Genomic DNA, 22,904 nt, shown 5'->3' with positions numbered 1-22,904 from the left:
TATGTCTGAACAGGTAGAAAGTCATCAAGTACAAGACCATTTTGTACAAAACAGTAGTGCCGTATTAGTGCATTTCACTCTGAAATTGGAAGATGGCTCAACGGCCGAATCTACCCATATTCACGGGAAGCCCGCGCTATTCCGCTTAGGCGATAACAGCCTAAGCGGCGCGCTGGAGCAACAGTTAATTGGTTTGACAGTGGGTGATAAACACACTTTTACTTTACAACCTGAAGATGCATTTGGCTTGGAAAGTCCTGATTTGATTCAGTACTTTACACAGCGTGACTTTGCGCAAACTGGCGTACCGGATGCGGGCACTATTATGCTGTTTACCTCCCGTGATGGCAGTGAAATGCCGGGCGTAGTGCGGGAAGTAGCAGAAGAGTCCATTACTGTTGATTTTAATCACCCGTTGGCCGGGCATGTCGTCAGCTTTGATATTGAAGTGCTGGAGATTGACCCCCAACAGGAGGCTATGCATGCAGATATTGCTGGCTAATCCACGCGGCTTTTGTGCCGGAGTTGATCGGGCTATCAGTATTGTTGAACGCGCGATCGAAATGTACGGCGCGCCAATTTATGTGCGCCATGAAGTGGTGCATAATCGCTATGTGGTTGATAGCCTGCGCGATCGCGGGGCTATTTTTATCGAGGATATCTCTGAGGTACCTGATGGTTCCATTTTGATTTTCTCGGCCCATGGTGTGTCACAGGCTGTTCGTGCCGAGGCGCGCGCGCGCGAATTGACGATGCTGTTTGATGCAACCTGTCCATTGGTCACTAAAGTTCATATGGAAGTTGCTCGAGCCAGTCGCAAAGGGAAAGAAGCTATCCTGATAGGCCATGCTGGCCATCCGGAAGTGGAAGGGACTATGGGCCAATATAACAACCCGAAAGGGGGGATGTATTTGGTCGAGTCACCTGATGATGTTTGGAAACTGAACATTAAAGACGAGAATAACCTCTGCTTTATGACCCAGACCACTTTGTCAGTTGATGATACTTCCGCCGTGATTGATGCCTTGCGCCAGCGTTTCCCGAAGATTATCGGCCCGCGTAAAGATGATATCTGCTATGCCACAACCAACCGGCAAGAAGCGGTACGGAATTTGGCGAATGATGCCGATGTGGTTTTGGTGGTAGGGTCGAAAAACTCGTCCAACTCGAACCGCTTGGCTGAGCTTGCGCAGCGCATGGGGAAAGCGGCATATCTGATTGATTCTGCAGCTGATATCCAAGAGTCCTGGTTACAGGATGCGGCATGTATTGGTGTGACGGCTGGCGCTTCGGCACCGGATATTCTGGTACAGCAAGTCATTGCTCGCTTGAAAGATCTCGGTGCGGATGCGTCTGTTGAACTGCGTGGCCGTGAAGAAAATATCATTTTTGAAGTGCCAAAAGAATTGCGTGTTGAGGTTAAGCAGGTCGACTGATTTCAGTTAGGTGTTAATCGGCAATATCAAGCAGCCCTAAGTGGCTGCTTTTTTATGGGTGTATTTCGCCATAACTGCATGAATATGCGAAATAACCACAGGACGCCAGATGAAGTGTTACCGAGTATTATATAAGGAATTAAGTGGTTTCACTGATAAAAGTGAGCGTATATCATTTTTTTCTAATACAGATTAAATAGGCTGGCAGAGTGCATGGCGGGCGGCTAATCTGAAACCTTGTCAGGGTAGATGACACAATATTGGGAGAACTCATGACTGATTCAACAATTCGTATCGCCGTCGTTGGCGCGGGTGGCCGTATGGGCCGGCAGCTTATCCAGGCCATTACACAGACTAAAGGTGTTGTATTGGGGGCTGCTGTAGAGCGCGCGGGGTCCACCTTGGTGGGAAGTGATGCAGGTGAACTGGCCGGAGTAGGATTGCTAGATATCACAGTAAGTGATGATTTATCTAAAGTAATCGATCATTTTGATGTTTTGATCGACTTTACGCGGCCAGAGGGCACTCTGGAACATTTAGCGATTTGTCATACACATAGCAAGGCCATGGTGATTGGAACAACCGGTTTTGATGATGCCGGCAAAGCCGCCATCAGTGCCGCGGCATCTGATATTGGCATTGTGTTCGCCGCTAACTTCAGTGTTGGGGTCAATGTGGTGCTTAAGCTGCTTGAAAAAGCGGCCAAAGTCATGGGCGATTACACTGATATCGAAATTATTGAAGCGCATCATCGCCATAAAGTTGATGCGCCGTCAGGTACCGCGTTGGCCATGGGGGAGGCGATAGCTGAATCTTTAGGGCGCTCACTGAAAGATTGCGCGGTTTATACCCGCGAAGGCCACACTGGAGAGCGCAAACCCGGCACTATCGGCTTCGCCACCGTGCGCGCGGGTGACATTGTGGGCGAGCATACGGCGATGTTTGCTGATATCGGCGAGCGAGTAGAAATCACTCACAAAGCCACTAGCCGTATGACTTTTGCCAATGGAGCGGTTAAATCTGCCATTTGGGTCTCTGAGCGTGATAATGGTTTGTTTGATATGCGCGATGTGCTGAATTTGAACGAACTTTAAAGGTGTGAAGCACAACCCGTGATGTGGTTGTTTTTATCATAATCATATGATAACAGGGCAATATTTTATTGTCCTTTTTTATACTTGTTGTAAATAATGGCTTTGATTTATTTTATTATCATTATCCTGTTTTTTATTGTGTTTTCTCACTTTTTTTTATCTTTTCCTCTCTCTATTAAGTGATAATGTTTGATTTCATTACGCCAGAACGATTTTTTCCAGTCACTTACCCTCGCAACCGTTTACTATGTTAAGTTAGCATGTGTTTTTGCCACTACAATCCACTCATTTCAATGAAAACGGTAAAAAACAGAGAAAAAAAGGCACTTTGGCTAGACAAAAGCGTCACTCATCATTAAAATGCGCCCAATTTGCCAAAAATTGGCTCTGAGGGCGGTTTTTGCATTGATTTAGATCGCTAGATATGAATTAATATGCAAATAATGTGACTGTTTATTCCCTGGAGGATGTTTTGATTAAGTCAGCGCTATTGGTTCTCGAAGACGGAACCCAATTTCACGGTCGGGCCATCGGGGCAGAAGGTACGGCAGTGGGGGAAGTGGTCTTCAATACGTCGATGACCGGTTATCAAGAAATCCTTACTGATCCTTCCTACTCCCGCCAGATCGTCACTCTTACTTATCCTCATATCGGCAATGTCGGCACTAATGCCTCCGATGAAGAATCCTCCGCAGTACACGCCCAAGGTCTTGTTATTCGCGACCTGCCATTGATTGCCAGCAACTATCGTAATGAAGAAGGCTTAGCTGAGTATCTCAAGCGTCACAACATTGTTGCGATTGCAGATATCGATACGCGTAAGCTGACACGGTTGCTGCGCGAGAAGGGCGCTCAAAACGGCTGTATTATTGTGGGTGACTTATCTGATGCTGCGCTGGCGCTGGAAAAAGCCAAAGCATTCCCCGGTTTGAAAGGGATGGATCTGGCCAAGGAAGTTACCACCAAAGAAGCTTATCACTGGCTGCAAGGTAGCTGGACTCTGGAAGGTGACTTACCTGCGGCGAAGCCAGCGGAAGACCTGCCATTCCATGTTGTGGCTTATGACTACGGTGTAAAACGCAATATTCTGCGCATGTTGGTTGATCGCGGTTGCCGCCTGACGGTGGTTCCGGCCCAGACCCCGGCTGAAGAGGTTCTGAAGCTCAATCCAGATGGCATTTTCTTATCCAACGGCCCTGGTGACCCAGAGCCATGCGATTATGCCATCGCGGCGATTAAACGCTTCCTCGAAACCGACATTCCGGTGTTTGGCATCTGTTTAGGTCATCAACTGCTGGCATTGGCTAGCGGCGCAAAAACCATCAAAATGAAATTTGGTCATCATGGTGGCAACCATCCGGTGAAAGATTTGGGTGCTGATTGTGTGATGATCACCGCGCAGAACCACGGTTTTGCTGTCGATGAAAGCACATTGCCATCTAACTTGCGCACTACACACGTTTCTTTGTTCGATGGTTCCCTGCAAGGGATTCACCGCACTGATAAAGCAGCATTCAGTTTCCAAGGTCACCCGGAAGCCAGTCCTGGGCCGCACGATGCCGCCCCGCTGTTTGATCACTTTATTGAGTTGATTGAAGCTTACCGTGCGACGGCTGCTAGCCATACCCATAAATAATCAGGAGCGTCAAACCATGCCAAAACGTACAGATATAAAAAGCATCCTGATTTTGGGCGCTGGCCCCATTGTTATCGGTCAGGCCTGTGAATTTGACTATTCCGGTGCTCAGGCTTGTAAGGCACTGCGTGAAGAGGGTTACCGCGTTATTCTGGTGAACTCTAACCCCGCCACTATCATGACCGACCCAGAGATGGCCGATGCCACTTATATCGAGCCGATTCACTGGGAAGTTGTGCGCAAAATCATTGAAAAAGAGCGCCCGGACGCAGTATTGCCGACCATGGGCGGCCAAACCGCACTGAACTGCGCATTAGAATTAGAACGCGAAGGTGTTCTAGCTGAATTCGGTGTCACCATGATTGGTGCTACCGCTGATGCTATCGATAAAGCGGAAGACCGCCGTCGCTTTGATATCGCGATGAAGAAAATTGGTCTGGATACCGCCCGTTCAGGTATCGCGCACAATATGGAAGAAGCATTGGCTGTTGCAGCTGACGTCGGCTTCCCTTGCATTATCCGCCCATCCTTTACCATGGGCGGCACCGGTGGCGGCATTGCGTATAACCGCGAAGAGTTTGAAGAAATTTGCGAGCGCGGTCTAGATTTATCGCCAACTAAAGAGTTGCTGATTGATGAGTCACTGATTGGTTGGAAAGAATATGAGATGGAAGTTGTCCGCGACAAAAATGACAACTGCATCATCGTTTGCTCCATCGAAAACTTCGATGCCATGGGCATTCATACCGGCGACTCCATCACTGTTGCCCCGGCGCAGACCCTGACTGACAAAGAATATCAAATCATGCGTAACGCCTCGATGGCGGTATTGCGTGAAATTGGCGTAGAGACCGGCGGCTCTAATGTGCAATTCTCGGTGAACCCGAAGAATGGCCGTTTGATCGTGATCGAAATGAACCCGCGCGTGTCCCGCTCCTCCGCTCTGGCCTCTAAAGCCACTGGCTTCCCGATCGCCAAGATTGCTGCCAAACTGGCGGTGGGCTATACGCTGGATGAGTTGATGAATGACATCACCGGTGGCCGTACTCCGGCTTCCTTCGAGCCATCCATCGACTATGTTGTCACCAAAATCCCGCGCTTTAACTTCGAAAAATTTGCTGGCGCTAATGACCGCCTGACCACACAGATGAAATCTGTGGGTGAAGTGATGGCGATTGGCCGCACATTACAGGAATCACTGCAAAAAGCATTGCGGGGTCTGGAAGTTGGCGTGACCGGTTTTGATCCTAAAGTCAGCCTTGATGATCCAGAGGCCCTGACTAAGATCCGCCGTGAATTGAAAGAAGCGGGTTCTGACCGAATTTGGTATATCGCCGATGCATTCCGCGCCGGTATGTCTGTTGATGGCGTCTTTAACCTGACTAACGTCGACCGCTGGTTCCTGGTGCAGATTGAAGAACTGGTGCGCTTAGAAGAAAACGTGGCGGAGTGCGGTATCAATGGCCTGAATGCTGAGTATATGCGCCAGTTGAAACGCAAAGGTTTCGCCGATGCCCGTCTGGCGAAATTGGTCGGCGCGGCTGAAAGCGAAGTGCGCAAATTACGTTACAAACAGGGTTTGCACCCGGTTTATAAGCGCGTAGATACCTGTGCGGCTGAGTTCTCCACCGACACCGCTTACATGTACTCTACCTATGAAGAAGAGTGCGAATCCAACCCAACCAGCGATCGCCCGAAAGTGATGGTGCTGGGCGGCGGCCCGAACCGTATCGGCCAGGGGATTGAATTCGACTATTGCTGTGTACATGCATCACTGGCACTGCGTGCAGATGGTTATGAAACCATCATGGTGAACTGCAACCCAGAAACGGTTTCCACTGATTACGACACTTCTGACCGCCTCTATTTTGAGTCAGTGACACTGGAAGATGTGTTGGAGATCGTCCGTATCGAGAAACCGCAGGGCGTTATCGTGCAATATGGTGGTCAAACACCACTGAAATTAGCGCGTGAGTTGGAAGCGGCCGGTGTACCTATTATCGGCACCAGCCCGGATGCTATTGACCGTGCCGAAGACCGCGAGCGTTTCCAACAGGCGGTTAATCGTCTGGGTTTGAAACAGCCGGCAAACGCCACGGTAGCGACTATCGAGCAAGCTGTTGAAAAAGCAGCGGGTTTGGGTTACCCGCTGGTGGTTCGCCCCTCTTATGTGTTGGGTGGCCGCGCGATGGAAATCGTGTATGACGAAGTCGACCTACGCCGCTACTTCCAAAATGCTGTCAGTGTGTCAAATGATGCGCCGGTGCTGCTCGACCGCTTCCTTGATGATGCAGTAGAAGTGGATGTTGATGCCATTTGTGACGGCGAGCGCGTGTTAATCGGCGGCATTATGGAACACATCGAGCAAGCAGGGGTTCACTCCGGTGACTCAGCTTGTTCATTGCCAGCTTACACCCTGAGCAAGGAAATTCAGGATGTTATGCGCCAGCAGGTAGAAAAACTGGCCTTTGAGCTTTGTGTTCGTGGCTTGATGAACGTGCAGTTTGCGGTGAAGAATAACGAAGTTTATCTGATTGAAGTTAACCCTCGTGCGGCGCGTACTGTGCCATTCGTCTCTAAAGCAACTGGCATGCCACTGGCAAAAATTGCCGCTCGTGTGATGGTGGGGCAGACATTGGCACAGCAAGGGGTTCTGGAAGAAATTATCCCGCCTTACTACTCGGTCAAAGAAGTGGTGCTGCCATTCAACAAATTCCCTGGTGTTGACCCGATTTTAGGGCCAGAAATGCGCTCTACCGGTGAAGTTATGGGGGTTGGCCGTACCTTCGCTGAAGCTTTCTCTAAAGCGATGCTGGGCAGCCAGTCTGGTATGAAAAAGAGTGGCCGCGCACTGTTATCTGTACGCGAGGGGGATAAGCATCGGGTGGTTGATTTAGCCGCGAAGCTGCTGAAACAGGGCTTTGAATTGGATGCAACTCACGGTACAGCGGTGGTGCTGGGCGAGGCGGGGATAAATCCGCGCTTGGTCAACAAGGTGCATGAAGGCCGTCCGCACATTCAGGATCGCATCAAGAATGGCGAATACACTTATATCGTGAATACCACAGCCGGGCGTCAGGCGATTGAAGACTCTAAGCTGATCCGCCGTAGTGCATTGCAATACAAAGTGCATTACGACACGACCTTGAATGGCGGCTTCGCGACGGCAATGGCGCTGAATTCTGACCCAACCGAGCAAGTGATTTCAGTACAAGAGATGCACGCCAAGATTAAGAATATGAAAGGTTAATTTAGATTGTAAGAAAGCGGGCGATGGAAACATCGCCCTTTTTTATGCTTATTATTTATAAAATCGCGCTTTTTACTCACCGAAACAGTGTTTCTTATACGCAGAAGTATTATTCATAAACGATAGTATTGTTCATAAACAACATTGGTGAAGATCAATGTTCGTGCGGGTTGTGGGGAGTAGCTTATAGTCCGGCGGCTCACAGCCGGTTTAACTAGCTTAAAGCGACTTTGATACCCAAACCTATTAATAGCCCACCGAGTAGCTTATCGACAACTTTTTGCGCTTTCGCCAAACCACGGCGTACTGGTGCACTTTGAATCAGAATAACCAGCAAAGGCCACCAAATGACGGCCAGTACCCAGATGATTGAGGCGTACCACAGTTTTTCACCCACGCCGGAGTTAATCTGCAATATTTGGGTGAAAACGGCGAGGAAAAAGAGAGTTGCTTTGGGATTCAATAAATTGCAAAGGTATCCCTGCAAGAATGCGGCTTTCAGTGTAATGGGGGAGAGTGTGGTGCTACCGATGCTGAGTTTACTTTCTCCGCGCGACAGCAGTGCCTGGATACCAATCCAGATTAAATAGCAGGCCCCGGCATATTTCAGGAAATTGAACAGCCACGGTGTGGTGGTGATAACCACGGCCAGGCCAGCTACGCAATAAGACATATGTGTAGCGACGCCCAAAATGACGCCGAGTGCTGTCATCATTGCTGCGGGGCGACGATAGCGGGCGGCGTTTTTAATCACCAGAAAAAAATCAGGGCCGGGGGAGAGCATCCCCAATGTAGCAATAGTTGCGACGAATAAAGAGGTTTCAAGCATAAGGGATACCCAGTGAGAGTGGCGCGTTCTGACGATAATAGCGCTACCGGGGTTTCCCTGCATTTATCTTTTACTCTTTTGATGGATAGTGATGCGCGAATATGAGTCTGGACAATGTGATAAGCAGTGACGTACCAAATCAGAAACAGCGGGAAATCACACGCTTGTGTATCAAGTGTGCATTGCTGCTGCTACAACACGGTGCAGAAAGTATGCTGGTTGAGCAGCTATCCGCGCGCCTTGGTATCGCTTTGGGGATGGACAGTGTCGAAAGTTCCATTTCAGCTAATGCCGTGGTGTTAACCACCATCAGCCAGGGCAATTGCCTGACATCTACCCGCAAAAATATTGACCGTGGCATCAATATGCATGTCGTGACGGAGGTGCAGCATATTGTGATTATGGCGGAACATCATTTGTTAGATATAAAAGATGTGGAAAAACGCCTTGAGCATATTAAGCCGCTGCGGTATCCGCGCTGGCTAGTGGTGGTGATGGTCGCCTTATCATGCGGCTGTTTTAGCAAGTTAAATGGCGGCGGTTGGGATGCATTTTCCATCACTTTCTTAGCCAGTGGGCTGGCGATGTTTGTGCGCCAAAGCTTAACGGCACGCCATATGAACCCGCTGATTAACTTCTGTATTACCGCGTTTGTCGCAACATCCGTTTCTGGGCTATTAATGCGTTTACCGTTTTTCCACGAGGCTTCCAGTGTAGCAATGGCGGCGAGTGTGCTGTTGTTAGTTCCCGGATTCCCACTGATCAATGCAGTCGCCGATATGTTTAAAGGGCACGTGAATACGGGTCTTGCTCGTTGGGCAATGGCCAGTTTATTGACGTTATCAACCTGTATTGGGGTGATATTCGCGATGGCGGCGTGGGGATTACGCGGATGGTGATGAATTTACTCTGGGCATTATTGCAAGATATGGTGTTGGCGGCTATTCCGGCGCTGGGTTTTGCTATGGTATTTAATGTGCCGGTGCGGGCATTACGCTACTGCGCATTGCTGGGGGCTGTTGGGCACGGCTCGCGCATGCTGATGATTCATTTTGGTATGAATATCGAGCTAGCTTCATTATTGGCTTCAGTTATGATTGGCGTCATCGGAATTAATTGGTCGCGCTGGTTGTTGGCGCACCCGAAAGTCTTCACTGTTGCTGCCGTCATTCCGATGTTCCCTGGGATTTCTGCTTACACCGCGATGATATCAGTCGTAGAGATTTCTCATCTGGGTTACACCGAGGCATTAATGTCCACGATGGTGACTAATTTCTTGAAGGCATCATTTATTGTCGGTGCGTTGTCGATTGGTTTATCCTTGCCTGGATTATGGTTATATCGCAAACGTCCTGGTGTATAAGGGTTTTTTTCTTCCCTGTCTTTTGCATCGGGCTAGGAGCAGTCTTATATGTGTGATTAGTCTGCTTATCGCTATCGACGCTGGATTAGGCTTTCCGTATAGTGTGAGCAATTTTTCGGGACTGGCTCTCGCAGCCTACAGGGTTTAATAATGATTATCAGCCTGATCGCTGCATTGGCAGCAGATCGCGTTATTGGTATGGAAAACGCCATGCCATGGCACTTACCGGCTGACTTAGCGTGGTTCAAACGTAACACGCTAAATAAACCGGTAATTATGGGTCGCAAGACATTCGAATCTATCGGCCGCCCTCTACCTGGGCGGTTGAATATTGTTATCAGTAGCCAACCGGGCACTGATGACCGCGTGACATGGGCTACCTCTATTGATGATGCGCTGGCCTTGGCGGGGAATGTAGAAGAAGTGATGGTGATGGGGGGGGGGCGTGTCTATAAGCAATTTTTAGACCGCGCTAACCGCATGTATCTCACTCACATTGATGCTGAAGTTGGTGGTGATACTCATTTCCCAGACTATGAGCCTGATGAATGGGAAAGCACCTTTAGTGAGTTCCATGATGCAGACGAGGCTAATTCACACAGCTATTGCTTCGAGATCCTTGAGCGCCGCTAATTGCGATAACAATATGATCAGACAGAAAGGCTCATTATTAATTGATGAGCCTTTCTTTTTTTTGGAATACTACTTATTAATTAATAATGATATTTTATTACTATTTGATGTTTTCAATTCTCTCATGAATGTTAATCTTTTAATCGTAGCGATAGCTATATGAATAGAGATAATGAAACCAACCTAATATTGCATACCTAAAACATGAGAGAGTAAGATGACAAATAAACTAGTAGCGCTATCTTTGTTTTTATTTAGTCAATATATATTAGCGGATGAAAAATTTTCATGTCCCAGTAAATCTGAAATTAACCATCAGCAAGGTGTTTACACCAGTAATGATGGTAAATGGCTGGGAGTTTCTCTTGGTACTGAAAATAATGGGTATATTAATTCTTTTATGCATGTTATTTATATCCCATATAAAAACCTCGATCAGAAAATTGGCACATTAACCAGTTGTAAATATTCTCTGGAGTTTGGTTCAGTTGATATGTATTTTCGAGATGAGGATAGCTTGGGTGATGGCGGAATGTATCTTTCGATTGAGGGGGAAATAAATTGGTTAAAAAGCCCTGAGTTATTATATGGTAGCGAAGCTTATATGTGTACTGCGACTCACACTAACCAATGTATTTTAAAGCGGCTTACCCATGATGTTGTATCGGCTTATAAAGCAACATTCTGATAACGTATTGTAGTTCTGATAACGTATCGTCACAATGATATTTTATTCTACATTTTAATGTCATATTTCCTTCATGATCTATTCTTATTATTAGGATGTCTTCATTTTTTAACTGTTTAATGGCAATGTCTTGGTGTGATGAAAAGAGAAATCATAATATGACTAACAGTAAATTGAACGTTGATAGATTATGTCATGCTGAGCGGCGTGAAATTTGTGATTTTAGTATGAGTGATATGGGATTGGTCGGACTACTCAGTGGCGTAATTGGGTTGGTTTCGGCGGAAATTGAAATGTTAGAAAATAATATTGACGACACCCTAATAAAAGATAAAGGTACATTTTAGTATGCACCTTTATCTTTGTTGTAATTTATAAATAGTTGGGAGGATTCTCTGCTGTTGGCGATAATTCATCAGCATGACTCATTCCAGCTTCAACTTTGAAAGCAGGTTGTGTGAAATAACATTTATCTTCCCAACGGAGCAAGGTTAAATTGCCTCCCCAACAACAACCGGTATCCAGCCCATAAATTCCTTCAGGGACACCTTTTCCTTCCAGCGATGCCCAGTGACCAAAGATAATTGAATACTCAGGGCTGACCAGTCGCGGTAGCTCAAACCAAGGTTTAAGTGGGGCAGGGGCATTTTCTGGCGTGTCTTTACAGATCATATCCAGTTGCCCATTTGGGAAGCAAAAACGCATGCGGGTCAATGCATTAGTGCTAAAACGCAAACGCGCTAACCCCGTCAATTCTGGTGACCAGTTGTTGGGCATATCACCGTACATTGCATCAAGGAATAGCGGGTAACTATCACTACTTAAGACGGCCTCGACTTCACGGGCACACATCTGGGCTGTTTCTATATCCCACTGAGGGGTAATACCGGCATGGGCCATAATCAATTTTAATTCGTCATCAACCTGCAAAACCGGTTGGCGGCGTAACCAATTAATGAGTTCGTCAGCATCCGGGGCTTCAAGCAGCGGAGTGATGCGGTCTTTGGGTTTATTGCGGCTGATGCCAGCATAAACCGCCAGCAAATGCAGGTCATGATTCCCCAGAACCATCCGTACGGCTGGCCCTAGTGAGCGGACGTAACGTAATACATCCAGTGAGGCCGGGCCTCGGGCAACTAAGTCACCGGTCAGCCACAAGGTATCTTGCTGCGAGTCAAAGTTCACTTGCGCTAATAGCGCGAGTAACTCATCAAGGCAGCCATGAACATCGCCAATAAGATAAGTAGACATAGTTGAGGTCAGGGTTAATGGATAAGTGCGGGGATCGCTAAACGGAACACCGGAATCACAGTACGGAAAGCCTGACCGAGGTGGTCAACCATCTCATAATGCCCTTCCATGGTACCCAGCGGCGTTTCTAGAACAGCTCCGCTGGTGTATTGGAACTCGTTACCTGGCAGGATCAACGGCTGTTCGCCAATGACTCCTTCGCCCTGAACTTCTGTCTGTCGGCCATTGCTATTGGTAATTAACCAATAGCGGCCAATAAGTTGCACATTTGAACGGCCTAAATTACGAATTGTCACGGTATAGGCGAAGACAAAACGCTCTTCATCAGGTATCGACTGAGTTTCCACATAGATACTTTGTACCTGTACACAAACGCGGGGCTGTTCAATCATAATGTGCTCCTGCTTATTCTTGTGGTGCCGATTGAGCTGAAAGCCAGTTCGCCAGCTTACAGTATTGTGCTACCGAGATATTCTCTGCCCGCATTATCGGGTCAATACCTAATTCGATTAATTGCTCTGAAGTGAATAGGTCACCCAAGCTATTACGCACGGTTTTTCTGCGCTGGTTGAATGCTTGCGTGGTAATGCGGGTCAGCATTCGCACATCACCCACTGGATTTGACATATTCACATGAGGAATAAGACGCACCACGGCCGAATCCACTTTCGGGGCCGGGGTAAATGCAGTTGGCGGCACTTCCAGCACAGGGATGACGTTGCAATAGTATTGCGCCATTACTGTCAGACGGCCATAAGCTTTACTGTTAGGCCCTGCAACCAGGCGGTTAACCACTTCTTTTTGCAACATGAAATGCATGTCGCGGATTGCATTAGTATAGCTGAAAAGATGAAACATCAGCGGGGTAGAGATATTGTAGGGCAGGTTACCAAAGACCCGTAATGATTGCCCTGCTTGCTCTGCTAGCTCAGAAAAATTGATTTTCATCGCATCTTCTTGATGAATAGTGAGCTTGTCTTTCAGTTGAGGATGGCTGGCCAGACGAGCAGCCAAATCGCGGTCTAGCTCGATGACTGTCATATGATCCATACGAGCGGCAACTGGTTCAGTCAATGCGCCTAAACCGGGGCCAATCTCAACTACCGCTTCACCGGGAACCGGATGGATAGCGGAGACAATGCTGTCGATGACAAACTGATCGTTTAAAAAGTTTTGTCCAAAGCGTTTGCGGGCAAAGTGCCCTTGGTGGACTCTATTATTCATTGCTATTATTTATCATTTTAATGGCTAAGTTTAATGCCGTAATGAAACTGCCGACATCGGCAGAACCGGTTGCGGCGAGTTCTAAAGCGGTACCGTGATCCACAGATGTGCGGATATAAGGTAGTCCAAGTGTGATATTGACAGCTCGGCCAAACCCTTGATATTTCAGTACTGGCAGCCCTTGATCATGGTACATGGCAAGAACGGCATCCGCATGTTGCAGATATTTAGGCTGAAATAGTGTGTCTGCGGGGAGCGGACCGATAAGGTTTATTCCTTGCTGACGCAATGCATCTAACGCGGGAATAATGGTATCGATCTCTTCATGGCCCATATGGCCACCTTCACCCGCATGCGGATTAAGCCCACACACATAAATCTGTGGTTGGCTAATACCAAATTTGGTTTTCAAGTCATTATCAAGAATGGTGATAACTTCATGCAGACTCGCCTGAGTGATAGCCCCCGGCACTGCCAGTAAAGGCAAGTGAGTGGTTGCCAGCGCGACCCGCAACTCTTCTGTTGCCAACATCATCACCACCCGTGGGCAGAGACTACGGTCAGCAAAGAACTCAGTGTGCCCGATAAAGGGGATACCCGCATCATTGATAATACTTTTCTGTACCGGGCCGGTGACCAATGCAGCAAATTCGCCACTGATTGCACCATCACAGGCTTTAGCCAGTGTCTCCACCACATAGTGGCTATTTCTGACATCAAGCTGACCGGGAATCACCTCAACGACAGTTTTCACCGGCAAGATAGTCAGAGTGCCCGCTTGTTGCGCCAATGCGGGCTTACCTTGCTGATATTCACGTAGCTGCAATGGCAGGTTAAGTTGACTGGCACGAGCAAGTAGCAAGGCCGGATCAGCGCACACCACCAGCTCAACAGGCCAATCCTGCTGCGCTAAGGCGACGACTAAATCCGGCCCAACCCCGGCAGGCTCGCCGGGGGTGATAACAATCCGATTATTGTGTTTTCGCATCACTACCATCAAGAATTTTCACATAAGCTGCGGCGCGTTGCTCTTGCATCCAGGTTTGAGCTTCTTCTGCAAACTTACGGCTAAAGAGCATACGGTACGCCCGATCTTTCTGTGCTGCATCAGTTTTGTCTACCTGACGGGTATCAACAACCTCAATTAAATGCCAGCCGAAAGAAGAATGAACCGGTGTACTGATTTCGCCTTTTTTCAGTTTCATCAGCGCATCACGGAATGCGGGATCATAAATATCTGGCGAAGCCCAACCCAAGTCACCGCCTTGCATAGCAGAACCCGGATCCTGAGAAATTTCTTTGGCGATAGTGGCGAAGTTGGCTTTTCCGCTCTTAATATCCGCAGCCGCAGCCGCTAATTTGGCACGAGCTTGATCGTCAGTCATAAGAGGTGACGGTTTCAACAAGATGTGGCGGGCGTGAACTTCGGTAACGGAAACCGTGTTATCAGCCCCACGGATATCATTCACTTTCAGAATATGGAAGCCGACACCGGAACGGATTGGACCAACAACATCACCTTTGTTAGCCGATTGCAGTCTTTCCGCAAACAAAGAAGGTAATTCCTGCAATTTACCCCAACCCATCTGGCCGCCTTTCAACGCCTGAGAGTCAGCTGAGTTGGCAATAGCCAATTTACCAAAATCAGCTCCGCCTTTAATGTCAGATACTAACTTGTTAGCCACATTTTCAGCCTGATCAACCTGTTGTTGCGACGGATTTTCAGGTAATGGAATCAGTATGTGGCTGAGGTTCAATTCCGCATCACCGCTAGTTTGGTTACCCACTTGCTTGGCCAGCGATTCAACTTCTTGCGGCAGAATAGTAATGCGACGGCGCACTTCATTGTTGCGCACTTCTGACGTCAGCATTTCTTTGCGGATCTGTTCACGGTAAGTGTCGTAATTCAGACCGTCGGCCGCTAAACGGCTACGCATCTGGTCAGGAGTCATTCGGTTTTGCGCGGCAATATCAGCAATAGCTTTATCCAGCGCTTCGTCGCTGATGGTAATGCCCATCTTCTTAGCCATCTGTAATTGGATATTATCCATAATCAGACGCTCAAGAATTTGATGACGCAAAGTCGCATCATCCGGCACTTCTTGTCCGGCTTGCTGTGCATTCAGTTTCACTGATTGTAACAGACCGTCGACATCGCTTTGCAGGACGACGCCGTTATCAACCACTGCGGCAACTTTATCAACTTCTTGTGGTGCTGCGAACGCGGTATTGGCACAGACAACCAATCCGAGAATAAGCGTTCTCCAGTTCTTCATACCTTTTCCATTTATGTAATCCGCTTTTGCGGGTTAAAATTCACTGTATTCAGTGTGTTACACAGTATCAGAATGCACTTTGATAAGGCAGAATACCTGAGCCTAGCATCTGCGTAGTCCCCAGGCTATGGTCGCTGCTCAGACCACGTAATTCGATGTTAAAGCTAACTCTGTTGTCATACTTACTGGTTTCATTTTGCGCATTCCAGCCCGTAATTTTCCGCTCATAACCTAAGTTAATTGCCCAACAGCAAGTATTGTATTGTACGCCAACCAATTGACTTGCAGGCTGATTGGCTTTGGTATCGTAATAATAAGCTCCAACCAATGCCCAGCGGTCAGCAATTGGCCAACTGGCCGTAGTACCAATCTGAGAAATACCCTGTTGGTAGCCTGGGCTTCTCACGTTAGGAACTGTTGCTTGAATATATTCCGGGCTGGCATAGCGATAATTCAATTGAATCATACGCTCTGAGTCTTTCCTATACTCCATTACCGCATTACCCTGAGTCAAACTCCCCAAGCGGGTATCATACTGCGCGCCGCCTTTCATACCCAGTTGATCACTAATGCGCCAGAAGCTATCACCCGCCCAAACCAAGCTACCGGTATCATCACTATTATCAATGCTTTCGATTTTACCGGTACGCGAACGGCTAAAGTAATAGATTTGACCCACTGAAACGTTAAAACGTTCAACCAGTTCATCATCATAAATGCGAGAAGTTAAACCGGTAGACACCTGATTTGCTGAAGCTATGCGGTCCAGACCACTATAAGTACGGTCACGGAACAGGCCGGAGTAATCCGACTGCATCAACGTGGTGTCGTAAATATAGATATCATCCTGATTTCGGTAAGGAACGTAAAGATACTGTGCGCGCGGCTCCAAGGTTTGGGTGAAACCTGTCGCCCAGTCCATTGGCCGGTCAAAGACCACTTTACCGTCCACTTTAAACTGTGGCATCACGCGATCAACCGAGTCTTTCAAGTTTGGCGGGGTTGCACCACCATTTTGCCTTTTATAGTAGTTGGCAAAACCGTCTGGCACATCTTGCTGATAATGTGTCGCCAGTAATTTAGCTTCAGTATTTAAGCTACCCCAACCATTGGACAAGGGCAGATTAACTGAGGGTTCGAGATGGAAACGGCTGGCTTCCGGATTATACGGACTGACACTGGTGAATTTGACCGCTTGGCTATAGACGTGTAAATCAAATGGACCAATATCATTTTTATAGTAGTTCATGTCCAGCTGCGGCTGGGCGCGGTAAGCATTACTGTTACCACCGGTAGCAAATACCTGGAACTGTTTGGAGGCCAAGGTGGCATCCCAGTTTTGGTTTGCATAACCCACACTGAAAATTTGTGTGGCATAGCCGTCAGTGGTCGAACCGTATTGTGAGGTTAAATCGGTAAAGTAATCTGGGTCACTGACACGGGTATAGTTGACGTTGAAGCGCCAGACTTTATCCATCACCCCTGAATGGCTCCAGTAGTACAACCAGCGGGTCGCATCTTTATCGGTGCCGTCAGCGCCGTGATATAAGCGGTCATTCGGTAGCCAATCCAACGCCATGGTGCCAGAACCGGGAGCCAGCAAATAGCGGAACTCATTTTGCCATTGCAAACCACGCCGCTCCATATAATGAGGGGTGATGGTGGCATCAAAGTTTGGCGCAATGTTCCAGTAATACGGCAGTATAAATTCAAAGCCGTTATTATTGGTGTAATTAGCATTTGGGATCAGGAAACCAGACCGGCGTTTGTCGCCCACCGGTAATTGCATGTACGGACTATAGAACACCGGTACTTTGCCAATTTTAAAACGCGCATTCCAGATTTCTGCGACTTGTTCTTCGCGGTCATGGATCACTTCGGAGCCCACTACGCTCCAGCTATTATCGCCAGGCAAGCAAGAGGTGAATGTCCCATTTTCTAAAATGGTATAGCGGTTTTGGCCACGTAATTTCATCTGGTCTGCTTCACCACGCCCCTGACGACCAACCATCTGATATTTGCCTTTATCCATATCAGTGTCTTTGGTATTCAGGTTTGACCAGCCTTTCGGCCCTTCCAGCTTAATTTGCGGATCGTCATAATTAACGTCACCGGTCGCGGTGACGGTACGCACCGGGATAGCTTCGCCCGGTTTCTGTACTTGATTGAGTTCGACCTGATTAGCCGTCAGGGTTCTATTGCCTTGCTGGACAATAACATTGCCGATAAACAGGGCATTATCCGGGTAATTGGCTTCGGTTTTATCCGCATTAATACGGACCGGCAGCTGATTCGGATCGCCAGTGACCAAAGGTTGGTCATAGGTCGGTACCCCAAGCATACATTGCTCGGAAAGGTCAGCCAGAGTGTGCTGGCTATATAGTGCCGTCCATATCAATGTGGCCAGCAGTGTTGGGAATCTTTTTTTCATACGCGGTTTTGGTGTTCCGTCATCGGGGGGCATCATGCCGGCAAACGGTCTGAGACTATATTACTCATCACAGTTGCGCTAGTGTTAAATCCGGCCGTTTACACGTCTCGTTGTTAGGCGCTGAGCTGAATGCCGAGTATGATAATGCAAATTTTGACTGACGGCATGATGAATTGAGGAGTATATGCGGTATTGGGGAAAACTGCTCGGTCTGATATTGGGCTTTATGTCCGGTGGCGTCTGGGGTGCAATCTTGGGGTTGCTTGTTGGCCATATGGTCGACAAGGCGCGTAGCACAAAGCGCCGCGGCTATTTTGCCGATCAACAAACACGACAATTAATTTTTTTCCGCACCACTTTTCAGGTCATGGGGCATTTAACCAAGGCTAAGGGGCGCGTGACGGAGGTCGATATTCAACTTGCCAGCCAATTGATGGATAGAATGCAATTGCATGGCGAGGCGCGAACAGCGGCACAGCAAGCGTTCCGCGAGGGGAAAGAGAGTGGGTTCCCGTTGCGTGAAAGATTGCAGGAACTCCGTGGTGTTTGCTTTGGTCGTTTTGATTTAATTCGGATGTTTCTGGAAATTCAGTTACAAGCCGCATTTGCTGACGGCTCTTTGCATCCTAATGAACGGCAGGTTTTGTATGTCATTGCTGAAGAATTAGGGATCTCCCGTGGTCAGTTTGATCAGTTCCTGAGCATGATTGAGGGCGGGCGTCAGTTTGGTGGTGGCGGTTGGCAGGGCCAACAGAGTGGTTATTCTCAAGGAGGCTATCAGCAAGCGCCACAAGGCCCGACATTAGAGGACGCCTGCAAAGTGCTGGGGGTGAGTAGCACGGATGATAGTGTGACCATCAAACGGGCTTACCGTAAGCTTATGGGAGAGCATCATCCAGATAAGCTGGTGGCGAAAGGTTTGCCGCCGGAAATGATGGAGATGGCTAAGCAAAAAGCCCAAGAAATTCAAGCCGCGTATGATTTGATTAAGCGCGAGAAAGGATTTAAGTAAGGATTGTGGTGTTAGCAAAACCAAAACTAGATCGGATCTTCTGTTCCGATCTAGTTTGATTCTGGTGCGATCTTCTAGTGAAAAGTTAAAACTCGGGATCGCATTTAAAATGCATTGCTGTGCCAAATTCCGGGTGAGTAATACATAACTCTTGAGCATGTAACTGCAACCGGGGGGCCATGGCTTTTGCTTCGGGATGGGCATAGAAGCCATCGCCGAGGATCGGATGACCCATCGCCAGCATATGAACCCGTAATTGGTGTGAGCGGCCTGTAATGGGGGATAACTTCACTCGCGTACTGCCGTCAGCATCCCGAGACAGCACTTGATACTGAGTTTGCGAGGATTTACCGGTTTCGTAACACACTTTTTGTTTGGGCCGGTTCGGCCAGTCGCAAATTAAAGGCAAGTCAATCAACCCTTCATCTTGCGCCAAATGGCCCCATACCCGCGCAATATAAGATTTTTTCGGTTCGCGCTCGCGAAATTGCCGCTTCAGCTCGCGCTCAGCCGCTTTGGTCAACGCCACGACAATCACGCCACTGGTCGCCATATCCAGCCGGTGAACAGATTCCGCCGTAGGATAATCCGCCTGAATACGCGTCATGATGCTGTCTTTGTTCTCCGGCGCACGACCAGGTACAGAAAGTAATCCGCTCGGTTTATTGACCACCATGATGTGCTCATCCTGAAACAGGACGAGCAGCCAAGGGTTGCGTGGGGGATTATAGGGTTCCATTACTGGTGCGTCACCACGACTAAACGAATAGCATCCAAACGCCAGCCCGCCTGATTCAGGTTTTCCAGCACCATTTTACGGTTATGTTCCAGAGTCTCTATTTCGTCATCACGAATATTGGGGTTAACCGCTTTTAGGGCTTCCAGACGTGAAAGTTCAGTGCTCAGTTTGTCATCCGCTTCATGTTTAGCCGCTTCAATCAGTAAACGCGCCTGTTCTTCAATCAGGGCTTCTGCTTGCTGCAACATTGCATGAACTTCTTGCTGAACCGCATTGACCAATTTGCTGGAGGTATGGCGATTGACGGCATTTAGTTGGCGATTAAAGCTTTCAAATTCAACCTGCGCGGCCAAATTGGTGCCATTTTTGTCCATCAGCATCCGCACCGGCGTCGGCGGTAAGAAGCGAGTCAGTTGCAAGTGTTTTGGCGCTTGTGCTTCGACCACATAGACCAACTCCGCGAGCAGAGTACCGACCGGCAATGCTTTGTTTTTCAACAAAGAAACTGCACAACTGCCGGTGTCGCCGGATAAGATCAGATCCAAGCCGTTACGGATGATCGGGTGCTCCCAGCTGACAAACTGAGCATCTTCACGCGATAACGCCTGTTCGCGATCGAATGTCACTGTGCAGCCATCTTGCGGCAGCCCTGGGAAGTCCGGCACCAGCATGTGGTCAGAGGGGGTCAGCACAATCAAATTGTCGCTGCGATCTTCTTGGTTAATCCCAACAATATCAAACAGATTCAGGGCGAAACTGACTAAATTGACGTCATTGTCTTGGTCGGCAATGATTTGCGCCAGTTCTTGCCCATGTTCGCCGCCGTTGGAGTGCATTTCTAGCAGGCGGTCACGACCCTGTTCCAATTGGAGCTTCAGGCCTTCGTGCTGCTGGCGGCAGGCGTGGATAAATTCATCCAAACCTTCCTGCTCATTCGGCGTCGCCAGATAGGTAATCAATTCCTGATAGCCACTGTCATAAATGGTGCGACCGGTCGGGCAGGTGTGCTCGAAAGCATCCAAACCTTCGTGATACCAGCGCACCAGCACCGCTTGCGCAGTATTTTCCAGATAAGGCACCATGATTTGAATTTCACGGTTTTGACCAATCCTGTCCAGGCGGCCAATACGTTGTTCGAGCAAGTCCGGGTTAAAAGGCAAATCGAACATCACCAATTGGCAAGCGAACTGGAAGTTGCGCCCTTCGGAGCCGATTTCTGAACACAGCAATACCTGCGCGCCATCTTCTTCAGAAGCAAAATAGGCCGCCGCACGGTCGCGTTCAATCAGTGACAAACCTTCATGGAATACGGCTGCGCGGATAGCTTCGCGCTCGCGCAATACTTGCTCAAGCTGCAAGGCGGTGGCGGCTTGGGCGCAGATAACCAGCACTTTCTCACTGCGATTCGCTGTCAGGTAGTTAAGCAGCCATTCAACTCGCGGATCAAAGTTCCACCAAGTGGCATTTTCGCCCTCAAACTCTTGGTAGATTTGTTCTGGGTAAAGCATGTCTTTGGCGCGTGCTTCCAGGGTTTTCTTCGCCGACATAATGCCAGAGACTTTAATGGCTGTTTGGTATTGGGTCGGCAGCGGCAGCTTAATCTGATGCAAAACACGGTGTGGGAAGCCTTTCACCCCATTGCGGGTGTTGCGGAACAAGATACGGCTGGTGCCATGTCTGTCCATTAGCATAGTCACCAGTTCTTGGCGTGCGGCTTCGCTGTCTTCAGTTTGACTGTTTGCGGCTTTCAGCAGCGGCTCAATATCTTGCTCATTAATCAGCTCGCCGAGCAGATTCAGCTTGTCATCAGTTAAGCGCTCACCACCCAGCAGCAAGGTGACTGCATCGGCGATTGGGCGGTATTTTTGTTGCTCATTAACGAATTCTTCGTAATCGTGGAAGCGATCGGGATCAAGCAGGCGCAAGCGAGCAAAGTGGCTCTGCTGGCCCAGTTGTTCAGGGGTGGCGGTCAACAGCAACACGCCGGGGATATGCTCGGCGAGCTGTTCAATCACTTGATATTCGCGGCTTGGGGCCTCTTCACTCCAGGCCAGATGGTGCGCTTCATCCACCACCAGCAAATCCCAGGAGGCATCTGCCAACTGTTCCAGGCGCTGTTTATTACGGCGCACAAAATCCAGTGAGCAAATGACCATTTGTTCGGTTTCAAATGGATTGCTGCTGTCGAGCAGGGATTCGGAGTAGCGGCTGTCATCAAACAGCGAGAAGCGCAGATTGAAGCGGCGCAGCATTTCGACCAACCACTGATGTTGCAAGCTTTCCGGCACCACAATCAGGATGCGTTCAGCACGGCCTGACAGCAATTGTTGGTGGATAATCATCCCGGCTTCGATGGTTTTACCCAAGCCGACTTCATCGGCCAGCAAGACACGCGGTGCATGGCGCTGACCCACTTCATAAGCAATATGTAATTGGTGTGGGATCAGGCTGGCACGAATACCGCGCAAACCACTCCATGGCAAGCGGAATTGCTCACTTTGATATTTACGGGCGCGGAAACGCAGTGCGAATCGATCCATACGATCAATTTGGCCTGCAAATAATCTGTCCTGCGGTTTGCTAAAAGTCAGTTTGCTATCGAGCAACACTTCACGCATAGAAACGCCGGTTTCTTCGGTATCCAGGCGAGTGCCGATATAGGTAATCAGCCCATTCTCCTCAGACACCTCTTCCACTTTCAGCTGCCAGCCTTCGTGGTGAGTGATGGTATCACCCGGATTGAACATGACGCGGGTAATTGGCGAGTCATTTCTGGCGTAAAGGCGGTTTTCACCGGTGGCGGGAAACAGTAAGGTGATCATGCGTACGTCAATGGCAACGACGGTACCCAATCCAAGTTCGCTTTCTGTGTCGCTGATCCAGCGTTGACCAAGTGTAAAAGGCATAAATTATCGGCTCGATTTTTTTGTTGGACAGTTATTAGTAATAAGGTTTTTGTAAATTTAAGTGCGTATAGAGAACAAAAATAAAATTGCTGGCAATAGTTTACCGCCCACGCAGCTTACGTGGCTGACGAGTCTG

Annotated in this window: 20 protein-coding genes; 11 read left to right on the top strand and 9 right to left on the bottom strand. The window is 48.5% G+C overall.

Annotated features, from left to right (window positions below; translation table 11 throughout):
• The first annotated feature begins 1 nt into the window (after position 1).
• From fkpB to carB, 5 genes are all read left to right on the top strand, one after another.
• Positions 2–502: an FKBP-type peptidyl-prolyl cis-trans isomerase gene (gene fkpB / locus OVO64_RS13330; protein WP_267248822.1), complete on the top strand. Its 501-nt coding sequence runs from the start codon at positions 2–4 to the stop codon at positions 500–502.
• Positions 483–1,436, top strand: coding sequence for a 4-hydroxy-3-methylbut-2-enyl diphosphate reductase (gene ispH / locus OVO64_RS13325; protein WP_038636406.1), 954 nt, complete (start codon positions 483–485; stop codon positions 1,434–1,436). Before fkpB ends, ispH begins: the two co-directional genes overlap by 20 nt.
• 272 nt (positions 1,437–1,708) lie before the next feature.
• Positions 1,709–2,530, top strand: a complete 822-nt coding sequence (gene dapB, locus OVO64_RS13320; protein ID WP_038636403.1) for a 4-hydroxy-tetrahydrodipicolinate reductase — start codon at positions 1,709–1,711, stop codon at positions 2,528–2,530.
• 472 nt (positions 2,531–3,002) lie between these two features.
• Positions 3,003–4,166: a glutamine-hydrolyzing carbamoyl-phosphate synthase small subunit gene (gene carA / locus OVO64_RS13315; RefSeq protein ID WP_038636400.1), complete on the top strand. Its 1,164-nt coding sequence runs from the start codon at positions 3,003–3,005 to the stop codon at positions 4,164–4,166.
• A 16-nt stretch (positions 4,167–4,182) separates the two neighbouring features.
• The gene (gene carB, locus OVO64_RS13310) at positions 4,183–7,416 is read left to right on the top strand and encodes a carbamoyl-phosphate synthase large subunit (RefSeq protein WP_038636397.1); all 3,234 of its coding nucleotides are present in this window, start codon (positions 4,183–4,185) and stop codon (positions 7,414–7,416) included.
• Positions 7,417–7,630: 214 nt separating this feature from the next.
• Here the strand turns inward: carB and OVO64_RS13305 are convergent, their stop codons facing one another.
• Entirely contained in the window at positions 7,631–8,245 is a 615-nt protein-coding gene (locus OVO64_RS13305) for a LysE family transporter (protein WP_038636395.1), read from the bottom strand.
• A 101-nt stretch (positions 8,246–8,346) separates the two neighbouring features.
• On the opposite strand from OVO64_RS13305, the gene OVO64_RS13300 reads away from it, so the two are divergent.
• From OVO64_RS13300 to OVO64_RS13280, 5 genes are all read left to right on the top strand, one after another.
• Positions 8,347–9,144, top strand: coding sequence for a threonine/serine ThrE exporter family protein (locus OVO64_RS13300; protein ID WP_038636393.1), 798 nt, complete (start codon positions 8,347–8,349; stop codon positions 9,142–9,144).
• Positions 9,144–9,608: a threonine/serine exporter gene (locus tag OVO64_RS13295; protein WP_038639826.1), complete on the top strand. Its 465-nt coding sequence runs from the start codon at positions 9,144–9,146 to the stop codon at positions 9,606–9,608. The genes OVO64_RS13300 and OVO64_RS13295 overlap by 1 nt, the downstream gene beginning before the upstream one ends.
• Before the next feature lie 150 nt (positions 9,609–9,758).
• Positions 9,759–10,241 (top strand): type 3 dihydrofolate reductase, encoded by a 483-nt coding sequence (gene folA, locus OVO64_RS13290; RefSeq protein ID WP_038636391.1) that lies wholly within the window; start codon positions 9,759–9,761, stop codon positions 10,239–10,241.
• A 217-nt stretch (positions 10,242–10,458) separates the two neighbouring features.
• Entirely contained in the window at positions 10,459–10,929 is a 471-nt protein-coding gene (locus OVO64_RS13285) for a DUF3757 domain-containing protein (protein ID WP_038636388.1), read from the top strand.
• Positions 10,930–11,087: 158 nt separating this feature from the next.
• Positions 11,088–11,276: a hypothetical protein gene (locus OVO64_RS13280; RefSeq protein WP_038636386.1), complete on the top strand. Its 189-nt coding sequence runs from the start codon at positions 11,088–11,090 to the stop codon at positions 11,274–11,276.
• A gap of 25 nt (positions 11,277–11,301) precedes the next feature.
• Here the strand turns inward: OVO64_RS13280 and apaH are convergent, their stop codons facing one another.
• The 6 genes from apaH to lptD all read right to left on the bottom strand — a co-directional run bounded on the left by apaH (position 11,302) and on the right by lptD (position 18,111).
• Positions 11,302–12,180 (bottom strand): bis(5'-nucleosyl)-tetraphosphatase (symmetrical) ApaH, encoded by an 879-nt coding sequence (gene apaH, locus OVO64_RS13275; RefSeq protein ID WP_038636383.1) that lies wholly within the window; start codon positions 12,178–12,180, stop codon positions 11,302–11,304.
• 14 nt (positions 12,181–12,194) lie between these two features.
• On the bottom strand, positions 12,195–12,572 hold the full coding sequence (gene apaG / locus OVO64_RS13270) for a Co2+/Mg2+ efflux protein ApaG (protein ID WP_032820792.1): 378 nt from the start codon (positions 12,570–12,572) through the stop codon (positions 12,195–12,197).
• Positions 12,573–12,585: 13 nt separating this feature from the next.
• On the bottom strand, positions 12,586–13,404 hold the full coding sequence (gene rsmA / locus OVO64_RS13265) for a 16S rRNA (adenine(1518)-N(6)/adenine(1519)-N(6))-dimethyltransferase RsmA (RefSeq protein ID WP_038636379.1): 819 nt from the start codon (positions 13,402–13,404) through the stop codon (positions 12,586–12,588).
• Positions 13,397–14,392: a 4-hydroxythreonine-4-phosphate dehydrogenase PdxA gene (gene pdxA / locus OVO64_RS13260; RefSeq protein ID WP_050291624.1), complete on the bottom strand. Its 996-nt coding sequence runs from the start codon at positions 14,390–14,392 to the stop codon at positions 13,397–13,399. The genes rsmA and pdxA overlap by 8 nt, the downstream gene beginning before the upstream one ends.
• Entirely contained in the window at positions 14,376–15,680 is a 1,305-nt protein-coding gene (surA, locus tag OVO64_RS13255) for a peptidylprolyl isomerase SurA (RefSeq protein WP_038636376.1), read from the bottom strand. The genes pdxA and surA overlap by 17 nt, the downstream gene beginning before the upstream one ends.
• Before the next feature lie 67 nt (positions 15,681–15,747).
• Positions 15,748–18,111: an LPS assembly protein LptD gene (gene lptD, locus OVO64_RS13250; protein WP_038636373.1), complete on the bottom strand. Its 2,364-nt coding sequence runs from the start codon at positions 18,109–18,111 to the stop codon at positions 15,748–15,750.
• A gap of 184 nt (positions 18,112–18,295) precedes the next feature.
• Here lptD and djlA point away from each other — a divergent pair, with 184 nt between their 5' ends.
• Positions 18,296–19,123, top strand: a complete 828-nt coding sequence (gene djlA / locus OVO64_RS13245) for a co-chaperone DjlA (protein ID WP_038636370.1) — start codon at positions 18,296–18,298, stop codon at positions 19,121–19,123.
• Positions 19,124–19,208: 85 nt separating this feature from the next.
• Here the strand turns inward: djlA and rluA are convergent, their stop codons facing one another.
• Together rluA and rapA are read right to left on the bottom strand one after the other, a co-directional pair.
• The gene (gene rluA, locus OVO64_RS13240) at positions 19,209–19,862 is read right to left on the bottom strand and encodes a bifunctional tRNA pseudouridine(32) synthase/23S rRNA pseudouridine(746) synthase RluA (protein WP_120011114.1); all 654 of its coding nucleotides are present in this window, start codon (positions 19,860–19,862) and stop codon (positions 19,209–19,211) included.
• Positions 19,862–22,768 (bottom strand): RNA polymerase-associated protein RapA, encoded by a 2,907-nt coding sequence (rapA, locus tag OVO64_RS13235; RefSeq protein WP_267248821.1) that lies wholly within the window; start codon positions 22,766–22,768, stop codon positions 19,862–19,864. The genes rluA and rapA overlap by 1 nt, the downstream gene beginning before the upstream one ends.
• Positions 22,769–22,904: the final 136 nt, after the last annotated feature.

The organism is Yersinia sp. Marseille-Q5920 (genome assembly GCF_946902935.1).
In the GTDB taxonomy this organism is placed as follows: Bacteria; Pseudomonadota; Gammaproteobacteria; order Enterobacterales; family Enterobacteriaceae; genus Yersinia; species Yersinia rochesterensis.
Note: the sequence above shows the minus strand (reverse complement) of the source record. Positions and strands in the feature narration are given on the sequence as shown.

Bases quoted from the DNA above. Each gene is read 5' to 3' on its own strand.
- fkpB (WP_267248822.1), top strand. From the start codon at position 2: ATGTCTGAACAGGTAGAAAGTCATCAAGTACAAGACCATTTTGTACAA.
- ispH (WP_038636406.1), top strand. From the start codon at position 483: ATGCAGATATTGCTGGCTAATCCACGCGGCTTTTGTGCCGGAGTTGAT.
- dapB (WP_038636403.1), top strand. From the start codon at position 1,709: ATGACTGATTCAACAATTCGTATCGCCGTCGTTGGCGCGGGTGGCCGT.
- carB (WP_038636397.1), top strand. From the start codon at position 4,183: ATGCCAAAACGTACAGATATAAAAAGCATCCTGATTTTGGGCGCTGGC.
- OVO64_RS13305 (WP_038636395.1), bottom strand. From the start codon at position 8,245: ATGCTTGAAACCTCTTTATTCGTCGCAACTATTGCTACATTGGGGATG.
- OVO64_RS13300 (WP_038636393.1), top strand. From the start codon at position 8,347: ATGAGTCTGGACAATGTGATAAGCAGTGACGTACCAAATCAGAAACAG.
- OVO64_RS13295 (WP_038639826.1), top strand. From the start codon at position 9,144: ATGAATTTACTCTGGGCATTATTGCAAGATATGGTGTTGGCGGCTATT.
- folA (WP_038636391.1), top strand. From the start codon at position 9,759: ATGATTATCAGCCTGATCGCTGCATTGGCAGCAGATCGCGTTATTGGT.
- OVO64_RS13285 (WP_038636388.1), top strand. From the start codon at position 10,459: ATGACAAATAAACTAGTAGCGCTATCTTTGTTTTTATTTAGTCAATAT.
- OVO64_RS13280 (WP_038636386.1), top strand. From the start codon at position 11,088: ATGACTAACAGTAAATTGAACGTTGATAGATTATGTCATGCTGAGCGG.
- apaH (WP_038636383.1), bottom strand. From the start codon at position 12,180: ATGTCTACTTATCTTATTGGCGATGTTCATGGCTGCCTTGATGAGTTA.
- apaG (WP_032820792.1), bottom strand. From the start codon at position 12,572: ATGATTGAACAGCCCCGCGTTTGTGTACAGGTACAAAGTATCTATGTG.
- rsmA (WP_038636379.1), bottom strand. From the start codon at position 13,404: ATGAATAATAGAGTCCACCAAGGGCACTTTGCCCGCAAACGCTTTGGA.
- pdxA (WP_050291624.1), bottom strand. From the start codon at position 14,392: ATGCGAAAACACAATAATCGGATTGTTATCACCCCCGGCGAGCCTGCC.
- surA (WP_038636376.1), bottom strand. From the start codon at position 15,680: ATGAAGAACTGGAGAACGCTTATTCTCGGATTGGTTGTCTGTGCCAAT.
- lptD (WP_038636373.1), bottom strand. From the start codon at position 18,111: ATGAAAAAAAGATTCCCAACACTGCTGGCCACATTGATATGGACGGCA.
- djlA (WP_038636370.1), top strand. From the start codon at position 18,296: ATGCGGTATTGGGGAAAACTGCTCGGTCTGATATTGGGCTTTATGTCC.
- rluA (WP_120011114.1), bottom strand. From the start codon at position 19,862: ATGGAACCCTATAATCCCCCACGCAACCCTTGGCTGCTCGTCCTGTTT.
- rapA (WP_267248821.1), bottom strand. From the start codon at position 22,768: ATGCCTTTTACACTTGGTCAACGCTGGATCAGCGACACAGAAAGCGAA.